Source organism: Streptomyces sp. NPDC051109 (genome assembly GCF_044455885.1).
Lineage (GTDB): Bacteria > Actinomycetota > Actinomycetes > Streptomycetales > Streptomycetaceae > Streptomyces.
Genome location: NZ_JBITFF010000015.1, coordinates 19,411 through 42,833 on the forward strand (window position 1 = coordinate 19,411; position 23,423 = coordinate 42,833).

Here is a 23,423-nt window from a genome sequence, read left to right on the forward strand (position 1 = left end):
GCCGTACGGGGGACGGCCCAACACCCCCTGAATGGCGGCTTCCGGAGGGCATCTGACGCCCCCTGACCTCGGACGTCCCCGGTCGCCGGTTAGCGTGCCCGTATGCCGTACTTCGACACCGCGTCCGCCGCTCCCCTGCACCCCGTGGCCCGGCAGGCGTTGCAGGCCTCCCTGGACGAGGGCTGGGCGGACCCCGCCCGGCTCTACCGGGAGGGCCGGCGCGCCCGGCTGCTGCTGGACGCGGCTCGGGAGGCGGCGGCGGAGGCCGTGGGCTGTCGCCCCGACGAGCTCGTGTTCACTCCTTCGGGGACGCACGCGGTTCACACCGGGGTGGCGGGAGCGCTCGCCGGGCGCCGACGCGTCGGCGGTCATCTGGTCGTATCGGCGGTCGAACACAGTTCTGTGCTCCACGCCGCGGCGGCCCACGAGGCCACCGGGGGGACCGTGACCCAGGTCCCGGTCGACCGCGCGGGCGCGGTCTCCCCCGCCGGATACGCCTCCGTACTGGACGCGTCGACGGCCCTGGCCTGCCTCCAGTCGGCCAACCACGAGGTGGGCACGGTCCAGCCGGTGGCCGAGGTGGCCGAGGTCTGCGCGGAGGCCGGGGTGCCGCTGCTCGTGGACGCGGCGCAGTCGCTGGGCTGGGGACCGGTGGAGGGGGCCTGGTCGGTGCTCACCGCGAGCGCCCACAAATGGGGCGGTCCTGCGGGGGTCGGGCTGCTGGCGGTCCGCAAGGGCGTCCGCTTCTCGCCCCAATTCCCCGCCGACGAGAGGGAGTCGGGCCGCTCGCCCGGCTTCGTGAACCTCCCGGCCGTCGTGGCGGCGGCGGCCTCGCTGCGGGCCGTACGGGCCGAGGCCGACGCGGAGGCGGCCCGCCTGCGGATCCTGGTGGACCGCATCCGGCGGCGCGTGGCCCGGCTGGTGCCGGACGTGGAGGTCGTCGGGGATCCGGAGCGGCGGCTGCCGCACCTGGTCACGTTCTCCTGTCTGTACGTCGACGGCGAGACGCTGCTGCACGAGTTGGACCGGGCGGGCTACTCCGTCTCCTCCGGCTCCTCCTGCACCAGCTCCACGCTGACCCCGAGTCACGTGCTGAGGGCGATGGGCGTGCTGTCGGAGGGGAACGTACGCGTCTCCCTGCCGCCGGGGACGACGGCGCAGGAGGTGAACGGCTTCCTGGAGGTGCTCCCGGGGGTGGTGGCGGGGGTCCGCGCCACGCTGGGCGTGGCCGAACCGGCCGCCGCGGCGCCGGTGTCGGACGCGCTGGAGATCGACGCCCTGGGCCTGCGCTGCCCGCAGCCGGTGATCGAGCTGGCCCGCGCCATCGGCACGGTGCCGGTCGGCGGCACCGTCACCGTCCTCTCGGACGACGAGGTGGCCCGCCTGGACATCCCGGCCTGGTGCACGATGCGCGGCCACACGTACGTGGGCGAGGCCCCGCGCCCGGTGGGGGTCGCGTACACGGTCCGCCGCCGGGTGTGACCCCGGGCGGGGCCGGATCCGGCCCCGCCCGGGGTGTGGCGCGGGGGGCTACGCCGCCAGGTGGGCGCGGACCTCGGACGCCGCGTCCTCGCCGTAGGCCTTCGTGAAGCGCTCCATGAAGTGGGCGCGCGCCAGGGTGTACTCCTGCGTGCCCAGCGTCTCGATCACGAGGGTCGCCAGCATGCAGCCGATCTGCGCCGCACGCTCCAGACCCACGCCCCAGCCGAGGCCGGTCAGGAAACCGGCGCGGAACGCGTCGCCGACGCCCGTCGGGTCCACCTTCGCCGTCTCGTCCGGGCAGCCGACCACGATCGGCTCCTCGCCGACCCGCTCGATGCGCACGCCCCGCGAGCCCAGCGTGGTCACGCGCGTGCCGACCTTGCCCAGGATCTCCTCGTCGGTCCAGCCGGACTTCGACTCGATCAGGCCCTTCTCGTACTCGTTCGAGAAGAGGTACGTCGCGCCCTCCATCAGGGTGCGGATGTTCTCGCCGTCCATCCGGGCGATCTGCTGCGAGAAGTCCGCCGCGAACGGGATCCCCCGCGTCCGGCACTCCTCCGTGTGGCGCAGCATCGCCTCGGGGTCGTCGGCGCCGATGAGGACGAGGTCGAGCCCGCCCACCCGGTCCGCGACCGCCTTCAGCTCGATCAGGCGGGCCTCGCTCATCGCGCCCGTGTAGAAGGAGCCGATCTGGTTGTGGTCGGCGTCCGTGGTGCACACGAAGCGCGCGGTGTGCAGCACCTCGGAGATCCGCACGGACTCCGTGTCGACGCCGTGCCGGTCCAGCCACGCGCGGTACTCGTCGAAGTCGTATCCGGCGGCGCCGACCAGGATCGGGCGGGTGCCGAGCTGGCCCATGCCGAAGCAGATGTTCGGGCCGACGCCACCCCGGCGCACGTCGAGGTTGTCCACGAGGAAGGAGAGGGAGACCGTGTGCAGCTGGTCCGCGACGAGCTGGTCGGCGAAGCGGCCGGGGAAGGTCATGAGGTGGTCGGTGGCGATGGAGCCGGTGACTGCGATACGCACGGCGTGGACGCTCCTGCGGAGGACGGCGAGGGGGACAGTCAAAACTACCCCGGTCGCCGCCCGGTCGCCGACCGCACGAAACTACCCCGTAGTAGGTCTTTCTTCGCCCACCGGGCCGCGCCTACGGTGCCCCCATGACCTACACCGATGGTTTCGGGTACATGGGCATGCCCAAGGAAGGCGCCGAGAAGGGCGCCGCCGACACGCGGCCCGGGTTCGCGCAGCTGCTGGGTGACTGCGCCAGGATGGCTCCGCACTGGGCGGTCCCGGCGGACCCCCGGCCGGACCGCGTGGCGCCCTCGCAGATCCACGGGATCAGCGTCCCGCCGGCCTCGGCCCGCCTGATCGCCTCGACGGCCGAGTACGGGGACTAGCGACCGGTCGCCGAGGGATCGGGGAACCGGTTCGCCGTCTGTTCCGTCACAGCCGCATCAGCCACTGCGGCGAGGGCGAAGGAGCAAGCGGTGACCAGCGAACAACCCGACACATCACGCGGCACACGGCGGCGGCCGGCCTGGGCCATCGGCTCGATCGCGGCCGCCGTCCTGCTCGCGGGCGGCGGTACGGCGTACTGGGCGTCTGCGGCCTCGGGCGACGGCAAGCAGGGCGTCCGTACGGCCGACAGCGCGGCGTCGGCGCCCCGCGTCGCGCCGAGCCCTTCCGGGCCGGGCATCGCCCCCGGCGAGCCGGACCCGCACGGCAGCGGGGTGACGTACCGGGCCGACGTGAAGCTCCCGGACGCCCCGGCGACCGCGCCGTCCTTCGCCGCGACCGGCGAGGTCGGACCGGAGGAGGCGGCGCGGCTCGCGACGGCCCTGGGCATCCCGGGCGCCCCGCGGCTCACCGGTGAGACCTGGCAGGCCGGGGAGGGCGCCGACGGCTCCGGACCCCGGCTCACGGTGAACCACAAGGCCCCCGGCACCTGGAACTACTCCCGCTTCCAGGGGACGGGGGGCCAGGGGACGGGCGGCGCCGGCGACGACTGCAAGCGCGGCAAGGACACCTGCGGCCCGGCCACCCTGCCCCAGGCGGACGGCGCGGACGGCAAGGCCGGGGCGGACGCCAAGGGCGGGACCCCGGTGAGCGAGGAGGCCGCCAAGGCCGCCGCCGCCCCGGTGCTCGCGGCGCTCGGCCAGAGCGGGGCCAAGCTGGACGCCCGGCTCACGCAGGGCTCCGTACGCGTGGTGACGGCCGACCCGGTGATCGACGGGCTGCCCACCCAGGGCTGGGCCACGAAGATCAGCGTCGGCGCGGACTCCCAGGTGGTGGCGGGCGGCGGCGAGCTGAAGGCCCCGGTACGCGCCGCCGAGCAGCCGGTGGTCGGGGCCGTCGAGGCGCTGGCCCGGCTGAACCGCTCCTCGGCGGGATCCGGCGGTACGGACCCGGGGCCCAGCGGCTGCGCGACCTCGGTCCCGCTGACCCCGGACACCCCGGTCGGCCCCGGGGACACGCCTCCCTGCAACCCGGAGCCGCGGCCGATGAAGCCGCCGCGGACCGAGACCGTGAAGGGGGCGGTGCTCGGGCTGGCCCCGGGGACCGTGGACGGGGCGCGCGGGCTGGTCCCGGCCTGGCTGTTCGAGGTGGCGGGCAGCAACGGCGGGCCCGGCCGCACGGTGGTCCAGCCGGCCGGTGAGAGCGGCTCCGCGGTGCCGTCGGCCCCCAAGGGCGGGCGGACCCTCCCCGGCGCCTCGTACCGCGAGGCCGACCGGACGCTGACCGTGAACTTCTGGGGCGGGGTGTGCAGCACGTACGCCCTGGAGGCGCGGGAGGAGGCCGGTTCGGTCTCGGTGAGGATCACCGACACCCCGAACGAGCCGGGCCGGGCCTGCATCATGCTCGCCCAGGACATGACGGTGTCCACGACGCTCCAGCAGCCCCTCGGCGAGCGCAAGGTGATCGACGCCACCACGGGCAAGCCGCTCCCCCGGCAGTAGCCCGTATCCCGCCGAGCACACGGGAGGCCCCCGGCACCGAAGGTGCCGGGGGCCTCCCGTCGTCCGTACTCGCTACGGGCTTAGCTGAAGGAGTCGCCGCAGGCGCAGGAGCCGGTGGCGTTGGGGTTGTCGATCGTGAAGCCCTGCTTCTCGATGGTGTCGACGAAGTCGATCGAGGCACCGTGCAGGTACGGGGAGCTCATCCGGTCCGTGACGACCTTCACGCCGTCGAAGTCCTTGACGACGTCGCCGTCGAGCGAGCGCTCGTCGAAGAAGAGCTGGTAGCGCAGGCCGGAGCAGCCGCCGGGCTGGACGGCGACGCGGAGCGCCAGGTCATCGCGGCCTTCCTGCTCCAGCAGGGTCCTGACCTTCTCGGCGGCGGCGTCGGACAGGAGGATGCCGTCGCTCACAGTGGTCTTGTCGTCCTGTACGGACATCTGCATTCACTCCCGAAGTGGGCGGCTCCCCGCCGAAGGCAGGGAAACGTCGGACTCTTGCCGTCGATGGCAACGAGCGGGTCCGCGGATTCATTCCGGACCCGACGCATGTTTCAGATATTCATGCTCGCACACCGTCGCGCGGAGGCGGACCTGACGGACCGCGGGGTTCATCCCGGGCGAATTCGTCACATCGACACTATCGGCATCGTCAAAGTGACGTGAAGCGGCTATCATAGATAGCGTCAAATAGACGAGAAGTCGAAGCTCCGCTTCAGAAGTCCCCTAGTCGCAGAACAGAAAGGGTGCGTGTCGTGACCACCGCCCAGCCTTTGGACGTCCAGCCGACGCCCCTTGCCCTGCTGCTGCTCGGCCGCGAGGCCGATCCCAAGAGCGAGCGCGGGGTGGAGTGTCCCGGCGACCTGCCGTCGCCGTCGGACCCGGACCTGGTCGCCCGCGCCCGCGCGGCCAAGGAGAAGCTCGGGGACAAGGTCTTCATCCTCGGCCACCACTACCAGCGTGACGAGGTGATCGAGTTCGCCGACGTCACCGGCGACTCCTTCAAGCTGGCCAAGGACGCGGCGGCCAAGCCGGAGGCCGAGTACATCGTCTTCTGCGGCGTCCACTTCATGGCGGAGTCCGCGGACATCCTGACCTCGGACGACCAGAAGGTCGTCCTGCCGGACCTGGCCGCCGGCTGCTCGATGGCCGACATGGCCACCGCCGAGCAGGTCGCCGAGTGCTGGGACGTGCTCACCGAGGCCGGCGTAGCCGGGGCGACGGTCCCCGTCTCGTACATGAACTCCTCCGCCGACATCAAGGCGTTCACCGGCAAGCACGGCGGCACGATCTGCACCTCGTCCAACGCGAAGAAGGCCCTGGAGTGGGCCTTCGAGCAGGGCGAGAAGGTGCTCTTCCTGCCGGACCAGCACCTGGGCCGCAACACCGCCGTCCGCGACATGGGCATGTCCCTGGACGACTGCGTGCTCTACAACCCGCACAAGCCGAACGGCGGCCTGACCGCCGAGCAGCTGCGGGACGCCAAGATGATCCTGTGGCGCGGCCACTGCTCGGTGCACGGCCGGTTCTCGGTCGACTCGGTCAACGACGTGCGCGCCCGCATCCCCGGCGTGAACGTCCTCGTCCACCCCGAGTGCAAGCACGAGGTCGTCGCGGCCGCGGACTACGTCGGCTCGACGGAGTACATCATCAAGGCGCTGGAGGCGGCCCCGGCCGGCTCCAAGTGGGCCATCGGCACCGAGCTGAACCTCGTCCGCCGCCTGGCGAATCGATTCGCCGCGGAGGACAAGGAGGTCGTCTTCCTCGACAAGACGGTCTGCTTCTGCTCGACGATGAACCGCATCGACCTCCCCCACCTGGTGTGGACCCTGGAGTCCCTGGCCGAGGGCACCCTCGTCAACCAGATCCAGGTCGACAAGGAGACCGAGAGCTTCGCGAAGCTCGCCCTGGAGCGCATGCTCGCCCTCCCGTAGCCGTCCCCTCCCGTACGCCCGAAGGGCCGCCCCTCCCCGACCGGGGAGGGGCGGCCCTTCGGCGTTCACCGGACCGTGCGTCAGACCCTGACCGGAGACTCCTCGTCCGAGGACTCCTCCGGGGACGGGACCACCGTCAGGCGGGCCGTGCGCTTGGCCTCGCGCTTCGCGCGGCGGCGCTCCTTGCGGAGTTCGATCATCGTGTAGAGGGTCGGCACCAGGAGCAGCGTCAGCAGGGTCGAGCTGACCAGGCCGCCGATCACCACCACCGCGAGCGGCTGCGAGATGAACCCGCCCCCGCCGGTGACGCCGAGCGCCATCGGGAGCAACGCGAAGATCGTCGCGAGGGCCGTCATGAGGATCGGGCGCAGGCGGTGCCGGCCGCCCTCGATGACGGCCTCGACCACGCCGAGCCCCTGGGCGCGGTACTGGTTGACCAGGTCGATCAGGACGATCGCGTTGGTCACGACGATGCCGATGAGCATCAGCATGCCGATCATCGCCGGGACGCCCAGCGGGGTGCCGGTCACCAGCAGCAGGCCGAGCGCGCCGGTCGCCGCGAAGGGGATGGAGACCAGCAGGACCAGCGGCTGGACCAGCGACCGGAACGTGGCCACGAGCAGCATGAACACGATCGCGACGGCCGCGAGCATGGCCAGGCCCAGGGAGGCGAACGCGTCGCCCTGGTCCTCGGAGACGCCCCCGATGGTGGCGGTGGCCCCGTCCGGAAGGTCCAGGGCCTTGATCTTCGTCTGGAGCTCGGCGCCGATCGCGCCGGTGTTGTCGCCGACCGGCTTCGCGGTGACGGTGGCGGCGCGGGCGCCGTCGATCCGGGTCATCGAGACCGGGCCGGGGACCTCCTTGACCTCGGCGACGTCGCCGAGCTTGACCGGGCCGACGGGGAGCGCCTGCAGTTCGGCCAGGGTGGTGGCCGGGTGCGCGGACTTGATGACGACGTCCCGCTCGGTGTTGTCCAGTACGGCCTTGCCCGCCGGGTTGCCCCGTACGGCCTGGGCGACGATCGCGCCGAGGGCGGCCTGGTTCAGGCCCGCCTCCGCGGCCTTCGGGGTGGCGGTCACCGAGATCCGGGGCACGGACTGGGAGAGGTCGCTCTGGACGTCGGTGACGTCGTCGAGCGTGGCCACCTCGGCCCGGACCTGCTCGGCGGCCTTGGCGAGGACCTCCGCGTCGCCGGCCTTGACGACCACGCTCAGGTTCTGGCTGCCGAAGCCGCCGCCCGCCGAGATGCTGGTGTCGCCGATGCCGTCGAGCTTGCCGAGCGCGTCCTCGATGCGCTTCTTGACGCCCTCGGAGTCGCCGGAGTCCTCCAGGGTGACCTGGTACGAGGCCTGGTTGGAGCCCGTACCGCCGCCGAAGGCGGCCAGGAAGCCGGAGGAGCCGACGGTGACCTGGTAGTCCTTGACGCCCTCGATCCCGGTCAGGGCCTTCTCGACCCGCCGGCTCGCCGCGTCGGAGGCGGCCAGCGAGGTGCCCGGGGGCAGCTGCTGCTTGACCGTCAGGACGCTCTGCTCGCCCTGGTCGAAGAAGTTGGTCTTCAGCAGGGGCGCCATCCCGAAGGTGGCGATGAGCAGGACGACCGCGACGGTGAGGGTGGCGATCCGGCGGCGGGTGACCAGGCCCAGGGTCCGTACGTAGAAGCGCTGGAGGCGGCTCTTCGCCTCCTTCTCCTCGGCCTCGCGCCGCGCCTTCTCCGGATTCTCGGCAGCGCCCTCGGGCGCGCGCAGGAACCAGTACGAGAGCACGGGAACGACGGTCAGGGAGACGATCAGCGAGGCCAGCAGGGCCGCGGCGACGGTGAGGGAGAACGGGCCGAAGAACTCGCCGACCATGCCGCCGACGAAGCCGATCGGCAGGAAGACGGCGACGGTGGTGAGCGTGGAGGAGGTGACCGCGCCGGCGACCTCCTTGACCGCGGCGATGATCGCGGCCTCGCGCTCCTCGCCGTAGCCGAGGTGGCGCTTGATGTTCTCCAGGACCACGATCGAGTCGTCGACGACGCGGCCGATGGCGATGGTGAGGGCGCCCAGGGTCAGCATGTTGAGCGACAGGTCGCGGGTCCACAGCACGATCAGCGCGAGGACCACGGACAGCGGGATGGAGACCGCGGTGACCAGCGTCGAGCGCAGCGAGGCCAGGAAGACCAGGATCACGATCACCGCGAAGAGCAGCCCGAGCAGGCCCTCGGTGGTGAGGCTGGAGATGGACTTGGCGACGGGCGGGCCCTGGTCGCTGACGACGGTCAGCTCGGCGCCCGCGCCGAGTGCGGAGCGCAGCTCCGGCAGCTTGTCCTGGACGGCGTCGGAGATCGCGACGGCGCTGCCGTCCTTGTCCATGGTGAGGACGAGGGCGAGGCTGGGCTTGCCGTTGGTCCGGGTGAGGGAGACGGCCTTGGCGGGCTCCTGCGTGACGGTGGCGACGTCGCCCAGGCGCACGGCCGGCCTGCCGGGGCCGGCGCTCAGGCGCAGGTCCTGGAGCTGGGCGAGGGAGGTGTAGCCGCCGCCGACGCGGACGGTCCGGTTCTTGCCGGCCTCGTCGAAGGAGCCGGCGGGGACGGTCGCGCCGCCCGCCTGGAGGCCCTGGGCGAGGGAGGCGCCGTCGAGGCCGGCCGCCGCGAGCTTGGCGTTGTCGGGGGTGACGGCGACCTGGAGGTCCTGGACCCCGTCGACGCTCACCTGGCCGACGCCCTCGATGTCTTCGAGGACGGGGACGACGGAGCGGCCCAGCTGGTCCGCGAGCGCCTGCTGGTCCTTGTCCGAGGTGACGGCGAGGACGACGGTGGGGATGTCGTCGGTGGAGCCGGCCACGACCTGCGGGTCCACCTCGGCGGGCAGCCGTACGCGGGCCCGGTTCACGGCCTGCTGGACGTCGGCGACGAGCTGCTTGGTGCCGCTGTCGCCGTAGTCGAACCTGGCCATGATGAGGGCGTTGCCCTCGCTGGCGGTGGAGGTGATGCCGGTGATGCCGTCGACGCCCTTGAGGGCGGCCTCGATGGGCTCGATGACCTGCTTCTCCACCACGTCGGGCGAGGCGCCCTGGTACGGCGCGAGCACGGACACCATCGGCAGGTCGATGGACGGCAGCAGCTGCTGCTTGAGCTGCGGGATGGCTATGGCGCCGAAGAGCAGTGCGGTGATCGACACGAGGCCGATCAGCGCTCTTTGGGCCAGGCTGAAGCGGGACAGCCAGGACATGGGTGTGGGATCTCTCTGCAGTGGCGTGCGCGGGGCTGGGCCTGAAGGCCGCGGGCCTTCAGCCTTCCGTACGCCGGGGCGGCGCTGCGTCGCCCCCAGGTCCCGCGTCTTTATGTGCCGCATACCGCGTCCGCAGTACGCGGCCGTACTCCACGGCTGTGCGCGCTGCCGCGCCCCCGGGCCCGTGCGCGACCGGGCGCTATTCGGCCCGGGGCCGGACCAGTCCCGATTCGTAGGCGACGACGACCAGTTGGGCCCGGTCACGGGCGCCCAGCTTGGCCATGGCCCGGTTCACGTGGGTCTTGACGGTGAGCGGGCTGACTTCGAGCCGTCCGGCGATCTCGTCGTTGGACAGGCCCGCGGCGACGTGGACGAGCACCTCGCGCTCGCGGACGGTCAGTGCGGCGAGCCGCTCGGCGTGCGCGACGGGGGCGGCGGGGTCGGCGCCGCCGCCCTGGGCGAGGAAGGTGGCGATGAGCCCTTTGGTGGCGGCCGGGGAGAGCAGCGCCTCCCCGGCGGCCGCGACGCGGATGGCGTTGAGGAGCTCGTCGGGCTCGGCGCCCTTGCCGAGGAACCCGGAGGCGCCGGCCCGCAGGGACTGGACGACGTACTCGTCGACCTCGAAGGTCGTCAGCATGACCACGCGGACGGCGGCGAGTTCGGGGTCGGCGCTGATCAAGCGGGTGGCGGCGAGCCCGTCCGTGCCGGGCATCCGGATGTCCATGAGGACCACGTCGGGCCGGGTCTCCCGGGCGAGCGCGCAGGCCTGGGCCCCGTCGGAGGCCTCGCCGACGACCTCCATGTCGGGCTCGGAGTCGACCAGCACCTTGAACGCGCTGCGGAGCAGGGCCTGGTCGTCGGCGAGCAGCACCCTGATGGTCGTCGGCGTCTCTTCCACGCCCCGCACCCTACGCGGTCGCCTGACCGGGGAGGGCTGTCAGCCCAGGGCCAGGACGACGAGGGCCGAGGTCGCCCCGATCTCGGCGAGGGCGCCGAAGACGTCGCCCGTGACCCCGTCGAAGCGGCGTACGCACCGGCGGAGCAGCAGCTCCGCCGTCGCCAGGGCGATCAGGACCGCACCGGCGCACTGGACGGCGGCGCCCGGCCCCACCGGCAGGGCGGCGGCCCCGGCCAGGACGGTCACCAGAGCGGCGAGCCCGGCGGCCGAACCCTTGGGGAGCACCCCGGCGACCGCCGCCCCCAGCCCCTCGGGGCGGGCCGGCGGTACGCCGTCGCGGGAGGCCAGCGTCATGGCCAGCCGGGCGGTGACGGCGGCGATGACCGTCGCCAGGGCCCCGTGGACCCAGCTCTCGGCGTAGAGGTCCGCCAGCGCCCCGACCTGGACCAGCAGGACCAGGAGCAGCGCCACCACCCCGAAGGGGCCGATGTCGGACTGCTTCATGATCCGCAGCGCCGCCCCGGCCGGCTTCGCGCTGCCCAGCCCGTCGGCGGTGTCGGCGAGCCCGTCGAGGTGCAGCCCCCGCGTCAGGGCGGCCGGTACGGCGACGGTGACGGCCGCCGCGAGCATCGGGCCGCCGCCCAGGACCAGCAGCAGCACCCCCGGCAGGGCCGCGAGGGTGCCCACGACGAGCCCGGCGAGCGGCGCGCAGGCCATGCCGGTACGGGCCGCGGGCCGGTCCCAGCGGGTGATGCGGGCGGGCAGCACGGTGAGCGTTCCGAAGGCGAAGCGCACGCCGTCGCGCAGCGAGGCGCGCTCGTCGGGCGGCGTCAGGGGCTGCTCGGGCGGCTCGGGGAGCTGGTCGTCGAACGAATCTTTCATCGGCGCGAACGCTACCTGTTCGCCGCGGGCGGTAAATTGCCGCATACGGGAAAAATCGGGGGAGCTGTCACAACAGGGGAGCCGACGGCATGGGGCACTGGTGGTACCGGAACATCGTCGAGCCGGGCAAACTCCCGCTGCTCCTCGCCCTGCTCTCGTTCGTCCTGTCGTTCCTGATCACCCGCGTGATCACCCGCCTGATCCGGGCGGGACGGGGGCCGTTCAAGAACATCACCCCGGGCGGCGTGCACGTCCACCACGTGGTGCCCGGCGTCATCCTCGTGATCATCGGCGGGTTCGGCGCCGTGGGCAGCGGCCGGCACGGTTTCGGCGCCATGCTCTCCGCCGTGATCTTCGGGCTGGGCGCGGGGCTCGTACTGGACGAGTTCGCGCTGATCCTGCACCTCGACGACGTCTACTGGAGCGAGCAGGGCCGCAAGAGCGTCGAGATCGTGGTCCTGACCGCCGCACTGGTGGCGCTGGTGCTGGGCGGGTTCCTGCCCTTCGGCGTCAACGACCTGACCGCCGACGAGCGGCAGAGCCGCGGGCTGGTGGTCCTGAACACCGCCACCAACTTCTTCCTGGCCCTGATCGCCCTGTGGAAGGGCAAGGCGCGCACCGCGTTCTTCGGCACGGTCGTCCCCTTCGTGGCGCTGATCGGGGCGATCCGGCTGGCCCGGCCCGGCTCCCCTTACGCGAAGCGGTTCTACGCGAATCGCCCGCGGGCCCGTGCCAAGGCCAGGCTGCGCGCGTTCCACCACGACCGGCGCTGGGCGGCCCCGCGCCGCAAGTTCGAGAACTTCATCGGCGGGACCCCGGATCCGGAGCGGGCGCAGATCTCGAAGCCGACGAAGCCGACGAAGCCGACGAAGCACTGAAGTACCGGAGCCCCGGGGCACCGGAGCACGGGCGAGGCCCCGGGAAACACGGCGGCGCCCGGCCCGCCCCCGCGCAGGGGGACGGCCGGGCGCCGTCACATCCGGGTCAGCCCGGGATCAGCCCGTCGTCGCTGAGCATCTCCTTGACCTCGTCGAGCGAGGCGTCCTGCGCCGGGAGGATCAGTTCGGAAGGCTCCAGCGCATCGTCCGGCAGCGGCTCGCCGAGCCGCCGTACGGCATCCAGCAGTGCGCCCAGCGTCCGCCGGAAGCCCTCCTCGTCGCCGCTCTCCATCTCCGCGAGCAGCTCGTCGTCCAGCTTGTTGAGCTCGGAGAAGTGGCTGTCGGCCACCTTCACCTGGCCTTCCCCCATGATGCGGACAATCATGACGGACCCCGTCCTACTGCTTGTCGAAGCGGTGCTGGGTCTGGGAGGGCTGCTGGGCGTTGCCGGGGGCGCCGCCCTCGATGGCCTGCTGCTGCGCCGACGAGCCGCCCGCCAGCTCGGCCTTCATCCGCTGGAGCTCCAGCTCCACGTCCGTACCGCCGGAGAGGCGGTCCAGCTCGGCCTGGATGTCGTCCTTGGAACCGAGGCCGCTCTGGTCGTCGAGGGCGCCGGAGGCCAGCAGCTCGTCGATCGCGCCGGCCCGGGCCTGGAGCTGGGCGGTCTTGTCCTCGGCCCGCTGGATGGCCAGGCCGACGTCGCTCATCTCCTCCGAGATGCCGGAGAAGGACTCCGCGATGCGGGTCTGCGCCTGCGCCGCCGTGTACGTCGCCTTGATGGTCTCCTTCTTCGTGCGGAAGGCGTCCACCTTGGCCTGCAGGCGCTGCGCGGCCAGCGTCAGCTTCTCCTCCTCGCCCTGGAGGGTCTGGTGCTGCACCTCAAGGTCGCTGACCTGCTGCTGCAGCGAGGCGCGCCGGGACAGCGCCTCGCGGGCCAGGTCCTCGCGGCCCAGGGCGAGGGCCTTGCGGCCCTGGTCCTCCAGCTTGGCGGACTGGCCCTGGAGCTGGTTGAGCTGCAGCTCAAGGCGCTTGCGGGAGGTCGCCACGTCGGCGACGCCGCGGCGCACCTTCTGCAGCAGCTCCAGCTGCTTCTGATACGAGTAGTCGAGGGTCTCGCGCGGGTCCTCGGCCCGGTCCAGGGCCTTGTTCGCCTTCGCGCGGAAGATCATCCCCATACGCTTCATGACACCGCTCATGGGCTTCGCGCGCCCCCTTCTAGACGGACTGTGCTCCAGGTCACCGACAGGACCCACAGTACGGGCCCTGTCTCCATTACCGCACTGTTCGTGTACGGATGCGCTCCTCCTCCAGGACGACTCCACTCGCGCCCGTGTCAGGCGTAGGGAGTAGGTGCTCCCCCGACCGGCGCGCCCGCCGTACGAACCCTGCACAGGGAAGACGCCCGCCGTTGCCGGATCGTTCCCCGGCGGAGTGGGGTACCCGGCCGCGACCACGTACGCTTGGGTTTTGTGTTTGGTAGCCGTTCCTCCAAGGAAGAGAAGGCCGCCGCCACCGACAAGGTGAGCGCCGACCTCTCGCAGCCCCGTGACCCGCAGGCCCCCAAGGGCCGCCCGACGCCGAAGCGTGCTGTGGCCCAGTCGCAGCGCAAGGCCGTCGTGGCATCGACCGGCAATCGCAAGGAGGATGCAAAGCGCGCCCGCGAGCGCCGTCGCGAAGAGATGGCAAAGCAGCGCGAGGCCCTCGCCAACGGCGACCAGCGTTATCTGCCGGCCCGCGACAAGGGCCCCGTGCGCAAGTTCGTCCGCGACTACGTGGACTCCCGCTTCTCCGTCGCCGAGATGTTCCTGCCGCTGGCAGTGATCATCCTGGTGCTGAGCATGGTGCGGGTGCCGTCCATCCAGAACATCGCCCTGCTGCTGTGGCTCGGCGTGATCGCCCTGATCCTCGTCGACTCCGTCGGCCTCGGCTTCCGGCTGCGCAAGGCGCTCGCCCAGCGCTTCCCCGACGAGCCGCGCCGCGGCGCGGTCGCGTACGGCCTGATGCGCACCCTGCAGATGCGCCGGCTGCGCCTGCCGAAGCCGCAGGTCAAGCGCGGGGAACGGCCCTGACCGGAGGAAAGCCCGGAGCGTCGGGGGACGGCTTCGCGGGGGGCGCCAGGCTGTGGCTTGAGGGACTGGGCGGACTGCGCAACGCCGTCCGCCAGGAACTCGTGGGCCGGCAGGTCGACGAACAGATCGCGCACCGCTTCCCGGTCGGGCAGCGGCTGCGCGTCCTCGACGTCGGCATGGGCCAGGGCACCCAGGCGCTGCGTCTCGCCCGCGCCGGGCACAAGGTCACCGGACTCGAACAGGATCCCGCCATGCTGGCCGTGGCCCAGGAGGCGCTGGCGGCCGAGCCCGCCGGGATCCAGGACCGGGTCGAGCTCCTGGAGGGCGACGGCCGCGAGACCGGCGCGCACTTCCTGCCGGGCAGCTTCGACGTGGTGCTCTGCCACGGCGTACTGATGTACGTGCCCGAGCCGGACGCGATGCTGGCCGGGCTGGCCCGGATGCTGGCGCCCGGCGGACTGCTGTCCCTGCTGGTGCGCAACGGCGACGCCCTCGCGATGCGGCCCGGACTGGCCGCCGACTGGTCGGCCGCGCTCGCCGCCTTCGACACCGTCGACTACACGAACCGGCTGGGCCTGGACGTACGGGCCGACCGGCTGGCCGGGCTCACGGCCACGCTGTCCGGGATCGGCGCCCCGCTGTCGGCCTGGTACGGCGTACGCGTCTTCACCGACGGCACCGAGGCCGGCGACAAGCTCCCCCCGGACGAGGAGCTGGAGCGGCTGCTGGCCGCCGAGGACCGCGCCGGGCGGACCGACCCGTACCGCGGGGTCGCCGCGCTGCTGCACCTGTGCGGCGTACGGGGCTGAAGCCAGCGAACCCCGAGACACCGGCAGAAGCCCGGACCCCGTACGGGGTCCGGGCTTCTCGCGTCGGCGGCTGCCGCTCAGGCGTCGAGCGCCGCGCGCAGGCTCATCGTGTACAGCTCGGTGCCGTTGTCGTCGGACAGCTTCACCGTCTCGGTGCCGCCGTCCAGCAGCTCCTTCCACACCTCGCCGATCCACGACTCCGCGTCGCCCTGCGTGGTGAACTCCTCCGGCTCGACCGCCGGGCTCGTCTCGGTGCCGTCGGCCGTCTCGAACCGCCACGTCCACGCCATGTCCGCCTCCGTTGCTCGTCCGCTGCTCGCACGTTCCCGCACGCTTCCCGCCCAGGGGTGCCCTAAGTCTGCCCGCAGAGTAGCCGGGCGCGCAGCACTCTCGGGGACGCGGGAGGATCTTCCTGTGGAACTCACTCTGCTCGGCACCGGCACACCCGAAGGACTGCCCCGCCCCGGCTGTCCCTGCGCGGCCTGCGCGGTCTCCGTCGGCCCCCGCGCGCGCACCGCGACGTCCCTGCTCGTCGACGGGGCGCTGCTGCTCGACCTGACCCCCGGGGCGGTGCTGGCCGGCGCCCGCGCGGGGCATTCGCTGGCCGGCGTACGGCAGGTCCTGCTCACCCATCCGCACGACGGACCGCCGGTGGAGCTGCCCCCGGGGCTGCCGGCCGCCGGGCGGGTGCCGGACGGGCGGGAGCTCGCGGTGATCAGCGGGCACCGGGTGCGGGCGGTGCCGATGGACGCGCCGGGCACCGGGTACGAGGTGACCGGCCCCGACGGGAGCCGGCTGCTGTACCTCCCGCCCGGCGGTGCGCCGGCGGGGACGGACGGGGTCGTCGGGCAGCGCCCGTACGACATGGTCCTCGCGGACGTGCTCGGCCGGCCGGAGGCGCTGGCCCGGCTGCGGGCGAGCGGCGCCGCCGGGCCGACGACGGACGTGATCGCCGTGCACCTGGACCACGACGTCCCGCCGGGCCGGGAGCTGGAGCGCCGGTGCGCCGCGGCCGGGGCGCGGGCGGTGCCGGACGGGACGACCGTGACGGTCGGCGAGTACCACGCGGTGCCGGACCTGCCGCGCCGGACGCTGGTGCTCGGCGGGGCCCGCTCGGGGAAGTCCGTCGAGGCGGAGCGGCGCCTGGCCGGCTTCCCGGAGGTGGTGTACGTGGCAACCGGCGGCTCCCGGGCCGGCGACGCGGAATGGGCGGCGCGGGTCGGCCTGCACCGGGAGCGGCGGCCGGCGAGCTGGCGGACGGTGGAGACCTGCGAGCTCGCGCCGCTGCTGGCGGAGGGAGGGCCGCCGCTGCTGATCGACTGTCTGGCGCTGTGGCTGACGGACGCGATGGACCGGGTGGGCGCCTGGGACGACGCCGTCTGGGCGGGGCAGGGCCAGAAGGAGCTGCGGGAGCGGGTGGCGGAGCTGGTGGCCGCGGTGCGCGCGACCCGCCGCACGGTGGTGGCCGTCAGCAACGAGGTGGGCTCGGGGGTCGTTCCCGCGACCGCTTCCGGGCGGCGGTTCCGCGACGAACTGGGGCGCCTGAACAGCCTGGTGGCGGGCGAGTGCGAGCACGTCCTGCTGGTGGTGGCCGGGCAGGCGGTGGTCCTGAAGGAGTGACCGCGCGCACCGCCCGGCGAGGTCGCGGGACGGGGCTTGGGGAGGGCCTTACCCGCTGTACGCTCTGGCAGATGACCACGCTGAATCTCGACGACTTCTCCGATCTGATCGAGCGCCCCGACGGGGGCGTCCGGCGTGACGCCGAGGAACGCCGTGAGCGGCTGGCCGTGCCGGCCGGGGCACTGGGGCGGCTCGACGAGCTCGCCGAGTGGCTCGCCGCCGCGCAGGGGCGGGTGCCCGTCCGTCCGATCGAGCGGCCCCGCGTCGTGCTGTTCGCCGCCGACCACGGGATCGCCGCCGCGGGGGTGTCCGCCCGGACCCCCGGCGGCGCCCACGCGTTGGTGCGCTCGGTGCTCGACGGGAACAGCCCCGTGTCGATCCTCGCCGGGCGCCTCGGCGCCGGCGTACGGATCGTGGACGCCGGTCTGGACTGCGAGCCCGGGCTGCTGCCCGAGGACGTGGTCCGCCACCGGGTGCGCCGCGGCAGCGGGCGCATCGACGTCGAGGACGCGCTCACCCGGGAAGAGGCCGAAGCGGCCCTGCGGCTCGGCATGCGGATCGCCGACGAGGAGGCCGACTCCGGCACCGACCTCGTGGTCCTGGGCGACTTGAGCGTCGGTGGAACCACGGTCGCGGCGACGCTCGTCGCGGCCCTGTGCGGAACCGATGCCTCCGTGGTCACCGGGCGCGGCGGGCGGCCCGTCGACGACCTGACCTGGATGCGCAAGTGCGCGGCGATCCGCGACGCGCTGCGCCGGGCCCGCCCGGTCCTCGGCGACCAGGTGGCCCTGCTCGCGGCGGTCGGCGGTGCGGACGTGGCCGCGATCACCGGCTTCCTGCTCCAGTGCGCGGTGCGCCGTACGCCCGTCATCCTCGACGGGGTCGTTTCCGCAGCGTGCGGGCTCGTGGCCCAGCGCGCCGCGTTCCGGGCTCCCGACTGGTGGCTGGCCGGACAGGCCAGCGGGGAGCCGGGGCAGGCGAAGGCCCTGGACCGGATGGCACTCAACCCCGTGCTCGACCACGGCGTCACTGTGGGAGAAGGAACCGGGGCATTGCTGGCCCTCCCCCTGGTCCAGGCGGCCGCCGCACTCGCGGCGGAACTCCCGGAGCAGGCGGCGCAGGAGCCGAACGACCAGGGGGACACCCCGTAGCGCCCGCTCCGGGGCGCTGCGGCCCGACCGGCCGCGCGCCCCCGGACCGGGCCACCCGTGCACGGCGGCGCCCCATATCATCGCGTTTCATGGGAGAGGCCCGCTTGACCAGCGCAGACATCGACCGGACCGCCGTGAAGGCCGCCAAGGCGGCCCAGGCGTCCGGCAAGGACACGAACAGCAGGAAAGACGAGAAGAAGGACGAGGGGGGCGGCCGGGAGACCGGCCGGGGATCGGCCCGCTCGCGGCGCAGCGCCGCGTTCGCGGTCTGGTACCTGCGCGCCGTCACCTTCGTCAACTTCCTGAGCGCGGTGTGGCTTTCGCTCGGCCAGGACCTGCGCCGGCACAACACCGCCGACTTCTACACCCCGTACCTGCTCACGGCGGGCTTCGCCTCCGGCCTGTTCTCGCTGCTGCTCGCGGTCACCATGGGCCGCCGCAAGCGGGCCGCCTGGATCCTGAACCTGGTGCTCAGCGGCATGCTGCTGCTGGCCTTCGCCACGGCGGCCTTCGCCCCGTGCACCAGCGGTGACTTCAACCTCTGCTACCCGGAGTTCCGCGACCACACCCAGAACTGGGTCTCCCTCGCCCTGACCGCGGCCTTCGTCGGCGCCCTGCTGCTCGGCCGCCGCGAGTTCTACGCCAAGGGCGACCGCTCCAACCCCAAGCTGGCCACCGCCGTCGGCGCCGTGGGCCTGCTGTGCACCTCGCTGCTCGCCGCGCTGATCGTCGGCGCCGCCAACACCGACCCGGACGCCGCCGAGGCCACGTTCCTGGCCCGCTGGCGGTACGGCGTGATGCGGCTGATCACCCTGGAGCCGAACGCCCGCGACTACGCCGCGATCACCACGCCCGGCTGGGTGGACATCGTGATCAACGTCATGTCCACGCTGCTCCTGATCGCCGTGCTGCTCGCCGCCTTCCGCTCGCGCCGCGCCGTCGACCCCCTTACCGCGGAGGACGAGGAGAAGCTGCGCGCGCTGCTCGCCAAGCAGGGCGACCGCGATTCGCTCGGCTACTTCGCGCTGCGCCGCGAGAAGTCCGTCATCTGGTCCCCGACCGGCAAGGCGGCCGTCACGTACCGCGTCGTCGGCGGCGTCTCGCTGGCCTCCGGCGACCCGATCGGCGACCCCGAGGCCTGGCCCGGTGCCATCGAGCCCTGGCTGGCCGAGGCCCGCGAGCACGGCTGGGTGCCGGCCGTGATGGGCGCCAGCGAGGAAGCCGGGCAGATCTACGCGCGCCACGGACTGGACGCGCTGGAGCTCGGCGACGAAGCCATCGTGGAGACCGACGAGTTCACCCTGGAGGGCCGCGCCATGCGGACCGTCCGGCAGGCCTACAACCGCGTCAGGCGCGCCGGGTACACCGTCCGGATCCGCCGCCACGCCGACATCCCGGCCGACGAGATGGACGTACTCCTCACGCGGGCCGACGACTGGCGCGACGGCGCCACCGAGCGCGGCTTCTCGATGGCACTGGGCCGACTGGGCGACCCCGGCGACGGCCAGTGCGTGATGCTGGAGTGCACCGACGGCAACGGCGATCTGCGCGCCGTGCTGTCCTTCGTGCCGTGGGGCCCCAAGGGGCTGTCGCTGGACCTGATGCGCCGCGACCGCGATTCCGAGAACGGCCTGATGGAGTTCATGGTCATCGAACTCCTCGAACGCTCCAAGGAGATCGGCGTCACACAGGTCTCGCTCAACTTCGCGATGTTCCGTTCCGTCTTCGAGCGGGGGTCCAAGCTCGGCGCGGGTCCGGTGCTGCGCATGTGGCGCTCGCTGCTGAGCTTCTTCTCCCGCTGGTGGCAGATCGAGTCCCTCTACCGGGCCAACGCCAAATACCGGCCGATCTGGGAGCCGCGGTTCATGCTCTTCGAGAAGAGCTCCGACCTGCTGCGGATCGGTATCGCGGCGGGGCGGGCCGAGGGCTTCCTGGAGGCTCCCGGGCTGCCGAAGTGGCTGAACCGCAAGCATCTGGAGACCAATCGTTGACGGCTTGGACGACCACCCCCCTGCGGCGGTTCGCCCGCCGCGAGTGGGGGCCCCTGTTCTGGACCGTCCGGGACGCCCTGGTCCGCGACAAGTGGCGGGCGGCCCCGATGACCCTGGGGGCCGTCTGCCTGACCTCGGTCTTCCAGATCGTCCAGAACACGTCCTGGGGGTTCCAGCCGGTCCAGAACCTCGGCTCGGTGAAAGCCGCCGACCCGCTGTGGCTGGCCCTGCTGCGCACCCCGCTGTCCTTGTTCGTCCCCGCCCTCGACCTGCCCGTGTGGGGGGCGCTCGCCCAGATCCTGCTGGTCTTCGGGATCTCGGAGATCTGCATCGGCTGGTGGCGCACGCTGGCCATCGGCTACGTCGCCACCCTCGCCGGGACCACGTACGCGCGGATCGGGCTCTCGCTGGGCCCCGGCCACCCCTTCGGCCTGCCCGTGTCGGACCGCGTCGTCAACGACACCGGGCCCTCGGCGGCGGTGGTCGGCCTCGCGATCTACGTGTGCTGGCGGTACCGGGCCTACCTGACCGGCGCCATCGTGATCGCGGTGATGATCGGCGAGGTGCTGGTCAAGGACAACCTGGCCGGCAAGGAGCACCTGGCGGCCATCGCCGCCGTCATGGCGGTGTGCGTGGTCCGCGCGAAGTGGGGACCGGAGCGCTCCCGCGTCCCCCTCGGCCGGCGCCCGCCCCCGCCGGCCCCGCTGCCCCCGCAGCGTCCCGGCACCTGACGGGCCCGCCCGTCCCGCCCGGGGCAGGCCGTACCGTATCGGGGTGACGACAGACCTCGGGCCGTTCGCCCCCACCCGGCACTGGATGCGGGCCCATCCGCTCGCCACCGATGCCGTCCTCGCGCTCGGGGCGCTCGTCTCGATGGTCGTCGGCTCCTTCGCCGATCCGCACGGGCCGCACGGGCCCACCTTCGGGACCCAGACCCCCGAGCCGCTCTCCCTCCTGCTGATGGTGCTGGGTGCGGCCGCGCTGGTGTTCCGGCGCCGGCACACCCGCACGGTGCTCGCCGTGACCATCGGGCTGTGCCTGCTGGAGCTGGCCACCGGCGAACCGCGGGCCCCGGTCGCCATGTCCACGGTGATCGCCCTGTACACGCTGGCCTCCCGTACCGACCGGCCCACCACCTGGCGGATCGCCCTGCTCACGATGGCGGGGCTGACGGGCGTGGCCATGCTGGCCGGCCCGCTGCCCTGGTACGCGCAGGAGAACATCGGCATCTTCGCGTGGACCGGGATGGCCGCGGCCGCCGGCGACGCCGTGCGCAGCCGCCGGGCGTTCATCGACGCCATACGGGAGCGGGCCGAACGGGCCGAGCGGACCCGCGAGGAGGAGGCCCGGCGGCGGGTCGCGGAGGAGCGGCTGCGGATCGCCCGGGACCTGCACGACGTGGTGGCCCACCACATCGCCCTGGTCAACGTGCAGGCGGGGGTGGCCGCGCACGTCATGGACAAGCGTCCCGACCAGGCCAAGGAGGCCCTGGCCCACGTACGGGACGCGAGCCGTTCGGCGCTGAACGAGCTGCGGGCCACGGTCGGGCTGCTGCGGCAGTCCGGCGACCCGGAGGCGCCGACCGAGCCGGCGCCGGGGCTGGCCGTCCTGGACGAGCTGGTGGACACCTTCCGGCACGCCGGGCTGCCGGTGAAGGTGATGGTCGAACTGGGCCGGGACCGGGATCCGCTGCCGGCCGCCGTGGACCTGGCGGCGTACCGGGTGATCCAGGAGGCGCTGACCAACGTGCGCAAGCACGCCGGGCCGGAGGTCCGGGCCGAGGTCAGCGTGGTCCGGGTGGACGCCTCGGTGGAGGTGACCGTGCTGGACGACGGCGGCACCGCCGCTGCCGGGGAGGACGACGGCGAGGGCGGCGGCCACGGGCTGCTCGGCATGCGCGAGCGGGCCACGGCCCTGGGCGGCTCCTGCTTCGCCGGGCCCCGGTTCGGCGGCGGCTACCGGGTGCACGCCGTCCTCCCCGTCACCTAGAGGGGCAGAACTGCCGCCAGGCGCCCAGTTCGTACTTCTTCTGCAGCGAGCTGAGCTTCAGTTCCTGCGACTGCCCGCACCACTGGCCGATCCGGCCCTCGTACTCCACGTGGAAGACGGCCTTGCCCGCCGCGATGAACGGGGTGAGCCGCTCGCACTCGTCGTACTGGGCGCACTGCTCGTTGACGGCGAAGTCGAAGTCCCCCACCAGCTGCGGGACCTGGTCGAGGTCGTTCTTCAGCCCGACCGCCAGCCCCCGGTCGTGCGCCAGCTTCGCGATCAGCCGGTTGTACGCCAGCTGGTCCTCGGCGGTGAGCGGGAAGCCCGACGTGTTGCGGTAGCCGTCCATGTTGTCCGGCTCCACCGCGTCGAAGCCCTTCTCGCGGCACATGTCCAACCGCTTGGCCATCAGCGGCTCCAGTTCGGCGAGCCGCCGGATGTCCAGCCAGCGCTCGCCCTCCCAGCCGTTGCCCTCGCCGAGCAGCGCCTTCGGGAAGGCCTCGGCGTCGGGGCGGAACTCCTCCCAGGCGCCGGTGGACAGGTAGCAGACGGTCCGCCGGCCGGCCGTCTTCAGGGCGCCGACCTGCTCCTTGGTGGTGGTGAACCCGTCGACGTCGTACACCGCCGCCCTCACCGAGGTGTCCAGCTCCCCGGTGAGCTGCCACTGCCAGCTGACGCCCGGTGCGGGCTGCCAGCGCTCCCCGGGCGCCGGGGCGGGCGACACGTCGTCCGGCTCCTCCGGCCCCTCGGTGGCGCAGGCGGCCAGCAGGAGCAGCAGGGCGAGCGGCAGGACGCGGCCGACGCGCACCGCGCCGCGCGGCGAGCGGGTCATCCGGCGGCCTCCAGGGCGTACGGGAGGGTCCCCCACGGGTGCGCGCCGGTCCCGGGGACCGCGCAGTGCACCCCGGCCCCCCGCTGCCGGGCGAGCTCGCCGGCGGGCGCGCCCGGCGGGACCGCGTACACGAGGTGGCAGAACCGCTGGGCGGGGTGCTCGGCCGTCCAGGGCGGCACCGAGGCGTCCCGGTAGGCGTCCCAGGGCCCCTCGAAAGTGACCAGCAGATCGGCGAGTTCGGCGTAGCCGGGGTGCGGGTGGACCCCGTGGTTGAGGACGAGGGTACGGGCGCCGGCGGCCCGGGCGGCGATGCCGAGCCGCCCGTAGTGCGAGAGCAGCGCCGGATCCGCGGAGGCCTGGTCGAGGAAGGCCCCGTCGGCGCCGTACCAGTCGCGGTGGCGCAGCAGGTCCTGCACCACGGCGGAGTGCGGGCGCCGCCCGTAGTCGGTGTCGGTGTACCCGAGGACGGGCACCCCGGCGTCGCGCAGCCGCTGCGCCACGGCGGCGAACCGCTCGTCGGGGGCCTCGCCCGGCCCGCTGGCGGGGTTGAGGACCACGGAGTGCAGCCGGCCGGCGGAGCGGATGAGCCGCTCCCAGTCCTCGGGCCGGTCGGCGGGGTGCTCGTAGAGCGGCACCAGCAGCATCAGGACCTTCTTCTTGTACGGGGTCACGTTGTACCAAGTCGCTGTGTACGAGGACGTTTTACGGGATCAGCGGGAT

Annotated in this window: 22 protein-coding genes; 12 read left to right on the plus strand and 10 right to left on the minus strand. The window is 73.1% G+C overall.

Annotation, left to right across the window (positions count from 1 at the left end; translation table 11 throughout):
• Positions 1–102 precede the first annotated feature (102 nt).
• Entirely contained in the window at positions 103–1,482 is a 1,380-nt protein-coding gene (locus tag ACIBAD_RS25585; RefSeq protein WP_398908687.1) for a cysteine desulfurase/sulfurtransferase TusA family protein, read from the plus strand.
• A 48-nt stretch (positions 1,483–1,530) separates the two neighbouring features.
• On the opposite strand, the gene ACIBAD_RS25590 is transcribed toward ACIBAD_RS25585, so the two are convergent.
• Complete coding sequence (locus ACIBAD_RS25590) at positions 1,531–2,508, minus strand: carbohydrate kinase family protein (RefSeq protein WP_134075123.1); 978 nt, start codon at positions 2,506–2,508, stop codon at positions 1,531–1,533.
• A gap of 134 nt (positions 2,509–2,642) precedes the next feature.
• On the opposite strand from ACIBAD_RS25590, the gene ACIBAD_RS25595 reads away from it, so the two are divergent.
• Entirely contained in the window at positions 2,643–2,882 is a 240-nt protein-coding gene (locus ACIBAD_RS25595; RefSeq protein ID WP_398908689.1) for a hypothetical protein, read from the plus strand.
• A gap of 90 nt (positions 2,883–2,972) precedes the next feature.
• Positions 2,973–4,442, plus strand: coding sequence for a hypothetical protein (locus tag ACIBAD_RS25600; RefSeq protein WP_134075124.1), 1,470 nt, complete (start codon positions 2,973–2,975; stop codon positions 4,440–4,442).
• 80 nt (positions 4,443–4,522) lie between these two features.
• Here the strand turns inward: ACIBAD_RS25600 and erpA are convergent, their stop codons facing one another.
• Positions 4,523–4,879, minus strand: a complete 357-nt coding sequence (gene erpA, locus ACIBAD_RS25605; protein ID WP_030010511.1) for an iron-sulfur cluster insertion protein ErpA — start codon at positions 4,877–4,879, stop codon at positions 4,523–4,525.
• Between the two features lie 305 nt (positions 4,880–5,184).
• Between erpA and nadA the strand changes: the two genes are divergently transcribed.
• Positions 5,185–6,372, plus strand: coding sequence for a quinolinate synthase NadA (nadA, locus tag ACIBAD_RS25610; protein WP_134075125.1), 1,188 nt, complete (start codon positions 5,185–5,187; stop codon positions 6,370–6,372).
• A gap of 80 nt (positions 6,373–6,452) precedes the next feature.
• Here the strand turns inward: nadA and ACIBAD_RS25615 are convergent, their stop codons facing one another.
• From ACIBAD_RS25615 to ACIBAD_RS25625, 3 genes are all read right to left on the minus strand, one after another.
• Positions 6,453–9,584, minus strand: coding sequence for an efflux RND transporter permease subunit (locus ACIBAD_RS25615; protein ID WP_134075126.1), 3,132 nt, complete (start codon positions 9,582–9,584; stop codon positions 6,453–6,455).
• Positions 9,585–9,783: 199 nt separating this feature from the next.
• Positions 9,784–10,482 carry a response regulator transcription factor gene (locus tag ACIBAD_RS25620; RefSeq protein WP_134075127.1) on the minus strand — a complete coding sequence of 233 codons (699 nt, stop codon included), beginning with the start codon at positions 10,480–10,482 and terminating at the stop codon, positions 9,784–9,786.
• 39 nt (positions 10,483–10,521) lie between these two features.
• Positions 10,522–11,364, minus strand: coding sequence for an adenosylcobinamide-GDP ribazoletransferase (locus tag ACIBAD_RS25625; RefSeq protein WP_134075128.1), 843 nt, complete (start codon positions 11,362–11,364; stop codon positions 10,522–10,524).
• A gap of 89 nt (positions 11,365–11,453) precedes the next feature.
• Here ACIBAD_RS25625 and ACIBAD_RS25630 point away from each other — a divergent pair, with 89 nt between their 5' ends.
• Positions 11,454–12,242 carry a hypothetical protein gene (locus ACIBAD_RS25630; RefSeq protein ID WP_134075129.1) on the plus strand — a complete coding sequence of 263 codons (789 nt, stop codon included), beginning with the start codon at positions 11,454–11,456 and terminating at the stop codon, positions 12,240–12,242.
• Between the two features lie 106 nt (positions 12,243–12,348).
• Here ACIBAD_RS25630 and ACIBAD_RS25635 read toward each other — a convergent pair whose 3' ends face one another.
• Together ACIBAD_RS25635 and ACIBAD_RS25640 are read right to left on the minus strand one after the other, a co-directional pair.
• Positions 12,349–12,627, minus strand: a complete 279-nt coding sequence (locus ACIBAD_RS25635) for a hypothetical protein (protein ID WP_398908694.1) — start codon at positions 12,625–12,627, stop codon at positions 12,349–12,351.
• 13 nt (positions 12,628–12,640) lie between these two features.
• Positions 12,641–13,438, minus strand: coding sequence for a PspA/IM30 family protein (locus tag ACIBAD_RS25640; RefSeq protein ID WP_134075131.1), 798 nt, complete (start codon positions 13,436–13,438; stop codon positions 12,641–12,643).
• 264 nt (positions 13,439–13,702) lie between these two features.
• On the opposite strand from ACIBAD_RS25640, the gene ACIBAD_RS25645 reads away from it, so the two are divergent.
• Both ACIBAD_RS25645 and ACIBAD_RS25650 read left to right on the plus strand, forming a co-directional pair.
• Positions 13,703–14,311 carry a DUF3043 domain-containing protein gene (locus ACIBAD_RS25645; protein WP_134075132.1) on the plus strand — a complete coding sequence of 203 codons (609 nt, stop codon included), beginning with the start codon at positions 13,703–13,705 and terminating at the stop codon, positions 14,309–14,311.
• Positions 14,312–14,361: 50 nt separating this feature from the next.
• Positions 14,362–15,120, plus strand: a complete 759-nt coding sequence (locus ACIBAD_RS25650; protein ID WP_134075818.1) for a class I SAM-dependent methyltransferase — start codon at positions 14,362–14,364, stop codon at positions 15,118–15,120.
• Positions 15,121–15,197: 77 nt separating this feature from the next.
• On the opposite strand, the gene ACIBAD_RS25655 is transcribed toward ACIBAD_RS25650, so the two are convergent.
• Positions 15,198–15,410, minus strand: a complete 213-nt coding sequence (locus tag ACIBAD_RS25655) for a hypothetical protein (protein ID WP_053692955.1) — start codon at positions 15,408–15,410, stop codon at positions 15,198–15,200.
• Between the two features lie 124 nt (positions 15,411–15,534).
• Between ACIBAD_RS25655 and ACIBAD_RS25660 the strand changes: the two genes are divergently transcribed.
• The 5 genes from ACIBAD_RS25660 (at position 15,535) to ACIBAD_RS25680 (ending at position 21,871) form a co-directional block, all read left to right on the plus strand.
• A complete protein-coding gene (locus ACIBAD_RS25660) occupies positions 15,535–16,740 on the plus strand; it encodes a bifunctional adenosylcobinamide kinase/adenosylcobinamide-phosphate guanylyltransferase (RefSeq protein WP_398908696.1) in 1,206 nt (401 codons plus the stop codon).
• 71 nt (positions 16,741–16,811) lie between these two features.
• Positions 16,812–17,891: a nicotinate-nucleotide--dimethylbenzimidazole phosphoribosyltransferase gene (gene cobT, locus ACIBAD_RS25665; RefSeq protein ID WP_134075133.1), complete on the plus strand. Its 1,080-nt coding sequence runs from the start codon at positions 16,812–16,814 to the stop codon at positions 17,889–17,891.
• 89 nt (positions 17,892–17,980) lie between these two features.
• Positions 17,981–19,882 (plus strand): phosphatidylglycerol lysyltransferase domain-containing protein, encoded by a 1,902-nt coding sequence (locus ACIBAD_RS25670; protein ID WP_398908699.1) that lies wholly within the window; start codon positions 17,981–17,983, stop codon positions 19,880–19,882.
• Positions 19,879–20,613, plus strand: a complete 735-nt coding sequence (locus ACIBAD_RS25675; RefSeq protein WP_208329140.1) for a hypothetical protein — start codon at positions 19,879–19,881, stop codon at positions 20,611–20,613. The genes ACIBAD_RS25670 and ACIBAD_RS25675 overlap by 4 nt, the downstream gene beginning before the upstream one ends.
• An 85-nt stretch (positions 20,614–20,698) precedes the next feature.
• A complete protein-coding gene (locus ACIBAD_RS25680) occupies positions 20,699–21,871 on the plus strand; it encodes a histidine kinase (protein ID WP_119097726.1) in 1,173 nt (390 codons plus the stop codon).
• Here the strand turns inward: ACIBAD_RS25680 and ACIBAD_RS25685 are convergent.
• Together ACIBAD_RS25685 and ACIBAD_RS25690 are read right to left on the minus strand one after the other, a co-directional pair.
• The gene (locus ACIBAD_RS25685; protein WP_134075135.1) at positions 21,864–22,703 is read right to left on the minus strand and encodes an endo alpha-1,4 polygalactosaminidase; all 840 of its coding nucleotides are present in this window, start codon (positions 22,701–22,703) and stop codon (positions 21,864–21,866) included. The two genes, ACIBAD_RS25680 and ACIBAD_RS25685, sit on opposite strands and share 8 nt — an antisense overlap.
• Positions 22,700–23,347 carry a spherulation-specific family 4 protein gene (locus ACIBAD_RS25690; protein ID WP_134075819.1) on the minus strand — a complete coding sequence of 216 codons (648 nt, stop codon included), beginning with the start codon at positions 23,345–23,347 and terminating at the stop codon, positions 22,700–22,702. The genes ACIBAD_RS25685 and ACIBAD_RS25690 overlap by 4 nt, the downstream gene beginning before the upstream one ends.
• Between the last annotated feature and the right edge of the window lie 76 nt (positions 23,348–23,423).

Excerpts from the sequence above, each read along its gene's own strand:
- ACIBAD_RS25615 (WP_134075126.1), bottom strand. The coding sequence starts at position 9,584 with ATGTCCTGGCTGTCCCGCTTCAGCCTGGCCCAAAGAGCGCTGATCGGC.
- ACIBAD_RS25680 (WP_119097726.1), top strand. The coding sequence starts at position 20,699 with ATGCGGGCCCATCCGCTCGCCACCGATGCCGTCCTCGCGCTCGGGGCG.
- ACIBAD_RS25685 (WP_134075135.1), bottom strand. The coding sequence starts at position 22,703 with ATGACCCGCTCGCCGCGCGGCGCGGTGCGCGTCGGCCGCGTCCTGCCG.
- erpA (WP_030010511.1), bottom strand. The coding sequence starts at position 4,879 with ATGTCCGTACAGGACGACAAGACCACTGTGAGCGACGGCATCCTCCTG.
- cobT (WP_134075133.1), top strand. The coding sequence starts at position 16,812 with ATGACCACGCTGAATCTCGACGACTTCTCCGATCTGATCGAGCGCCCC.
- ACIBAD_RS25690 (WP_134075819.1), bottom strand. The coding sequence starts at position 23,347 with ATGCTGCTGGTGCCGCTCTACGAGCACCCCGCCGACCGGCCCGAGGAC.
- ACIBAD_RS25670 (WP_398908699.1), top strand. The coding sequence starts at position 17,981 with ATGGGAGAGGCCCGCTTGACCAGCGCAGACATCGACCGGACCGCCGTG.
- ACIBAD_RS25585 (WP_398908687.1), top strand. The coding sequence starts at position 103 with ATGCCGTACTTCGACACCGCGTCCGCCGCTCCCCTGCACCCCGTGGCC.
- ACIBAD_RS25595 (WP_398908689.1), top strand. The coding sequence starts at position 2,643 with ATGACCTACACCGATGGTTTCGGGTACATGGGCATGCCCAAGGAAGGC.
- ACIBAD_RS25630 (WP_134075129.1), top strand. The coding sequence starts at position 11,454 with ATGGGGCACTGGTGGTACCGGAACATCGTCGAGCCGGGCAAACTCCCG.
- ACIBAD_RS25635 (WP_398908694.1), bottom strand. The coding sequence starts at position 12,627 with ATGATTGTCCGCATCATGGGGGAAGGCCAGGTGAAGGTGGCCGACAGC.
- ACIBAD_RS25655 (WP_053692955.1), bottom strand. The coding sequence starts at position 15,410 with ATGGCGTGGACGTGGCGGTTCGAGACGGCCGACGGCACCGAGACGAGC.
- ACIBAD_RS25640 (WP_134075131.1), bottom strand. The coding sequence starts at position 13,438 with ATGAGCGGTGTCATGAAGCGTATGGGGATGATCTTCCGCGCGAAGGCG.
- ACIBAD_RS25625 (WP_134075128.1), bottom strand. The coding sequence starts at position 11,364 with ATGAAAGATTCGTTCGACGACCAGCTCCCCGAGCCGCCCGAGCAGCCC.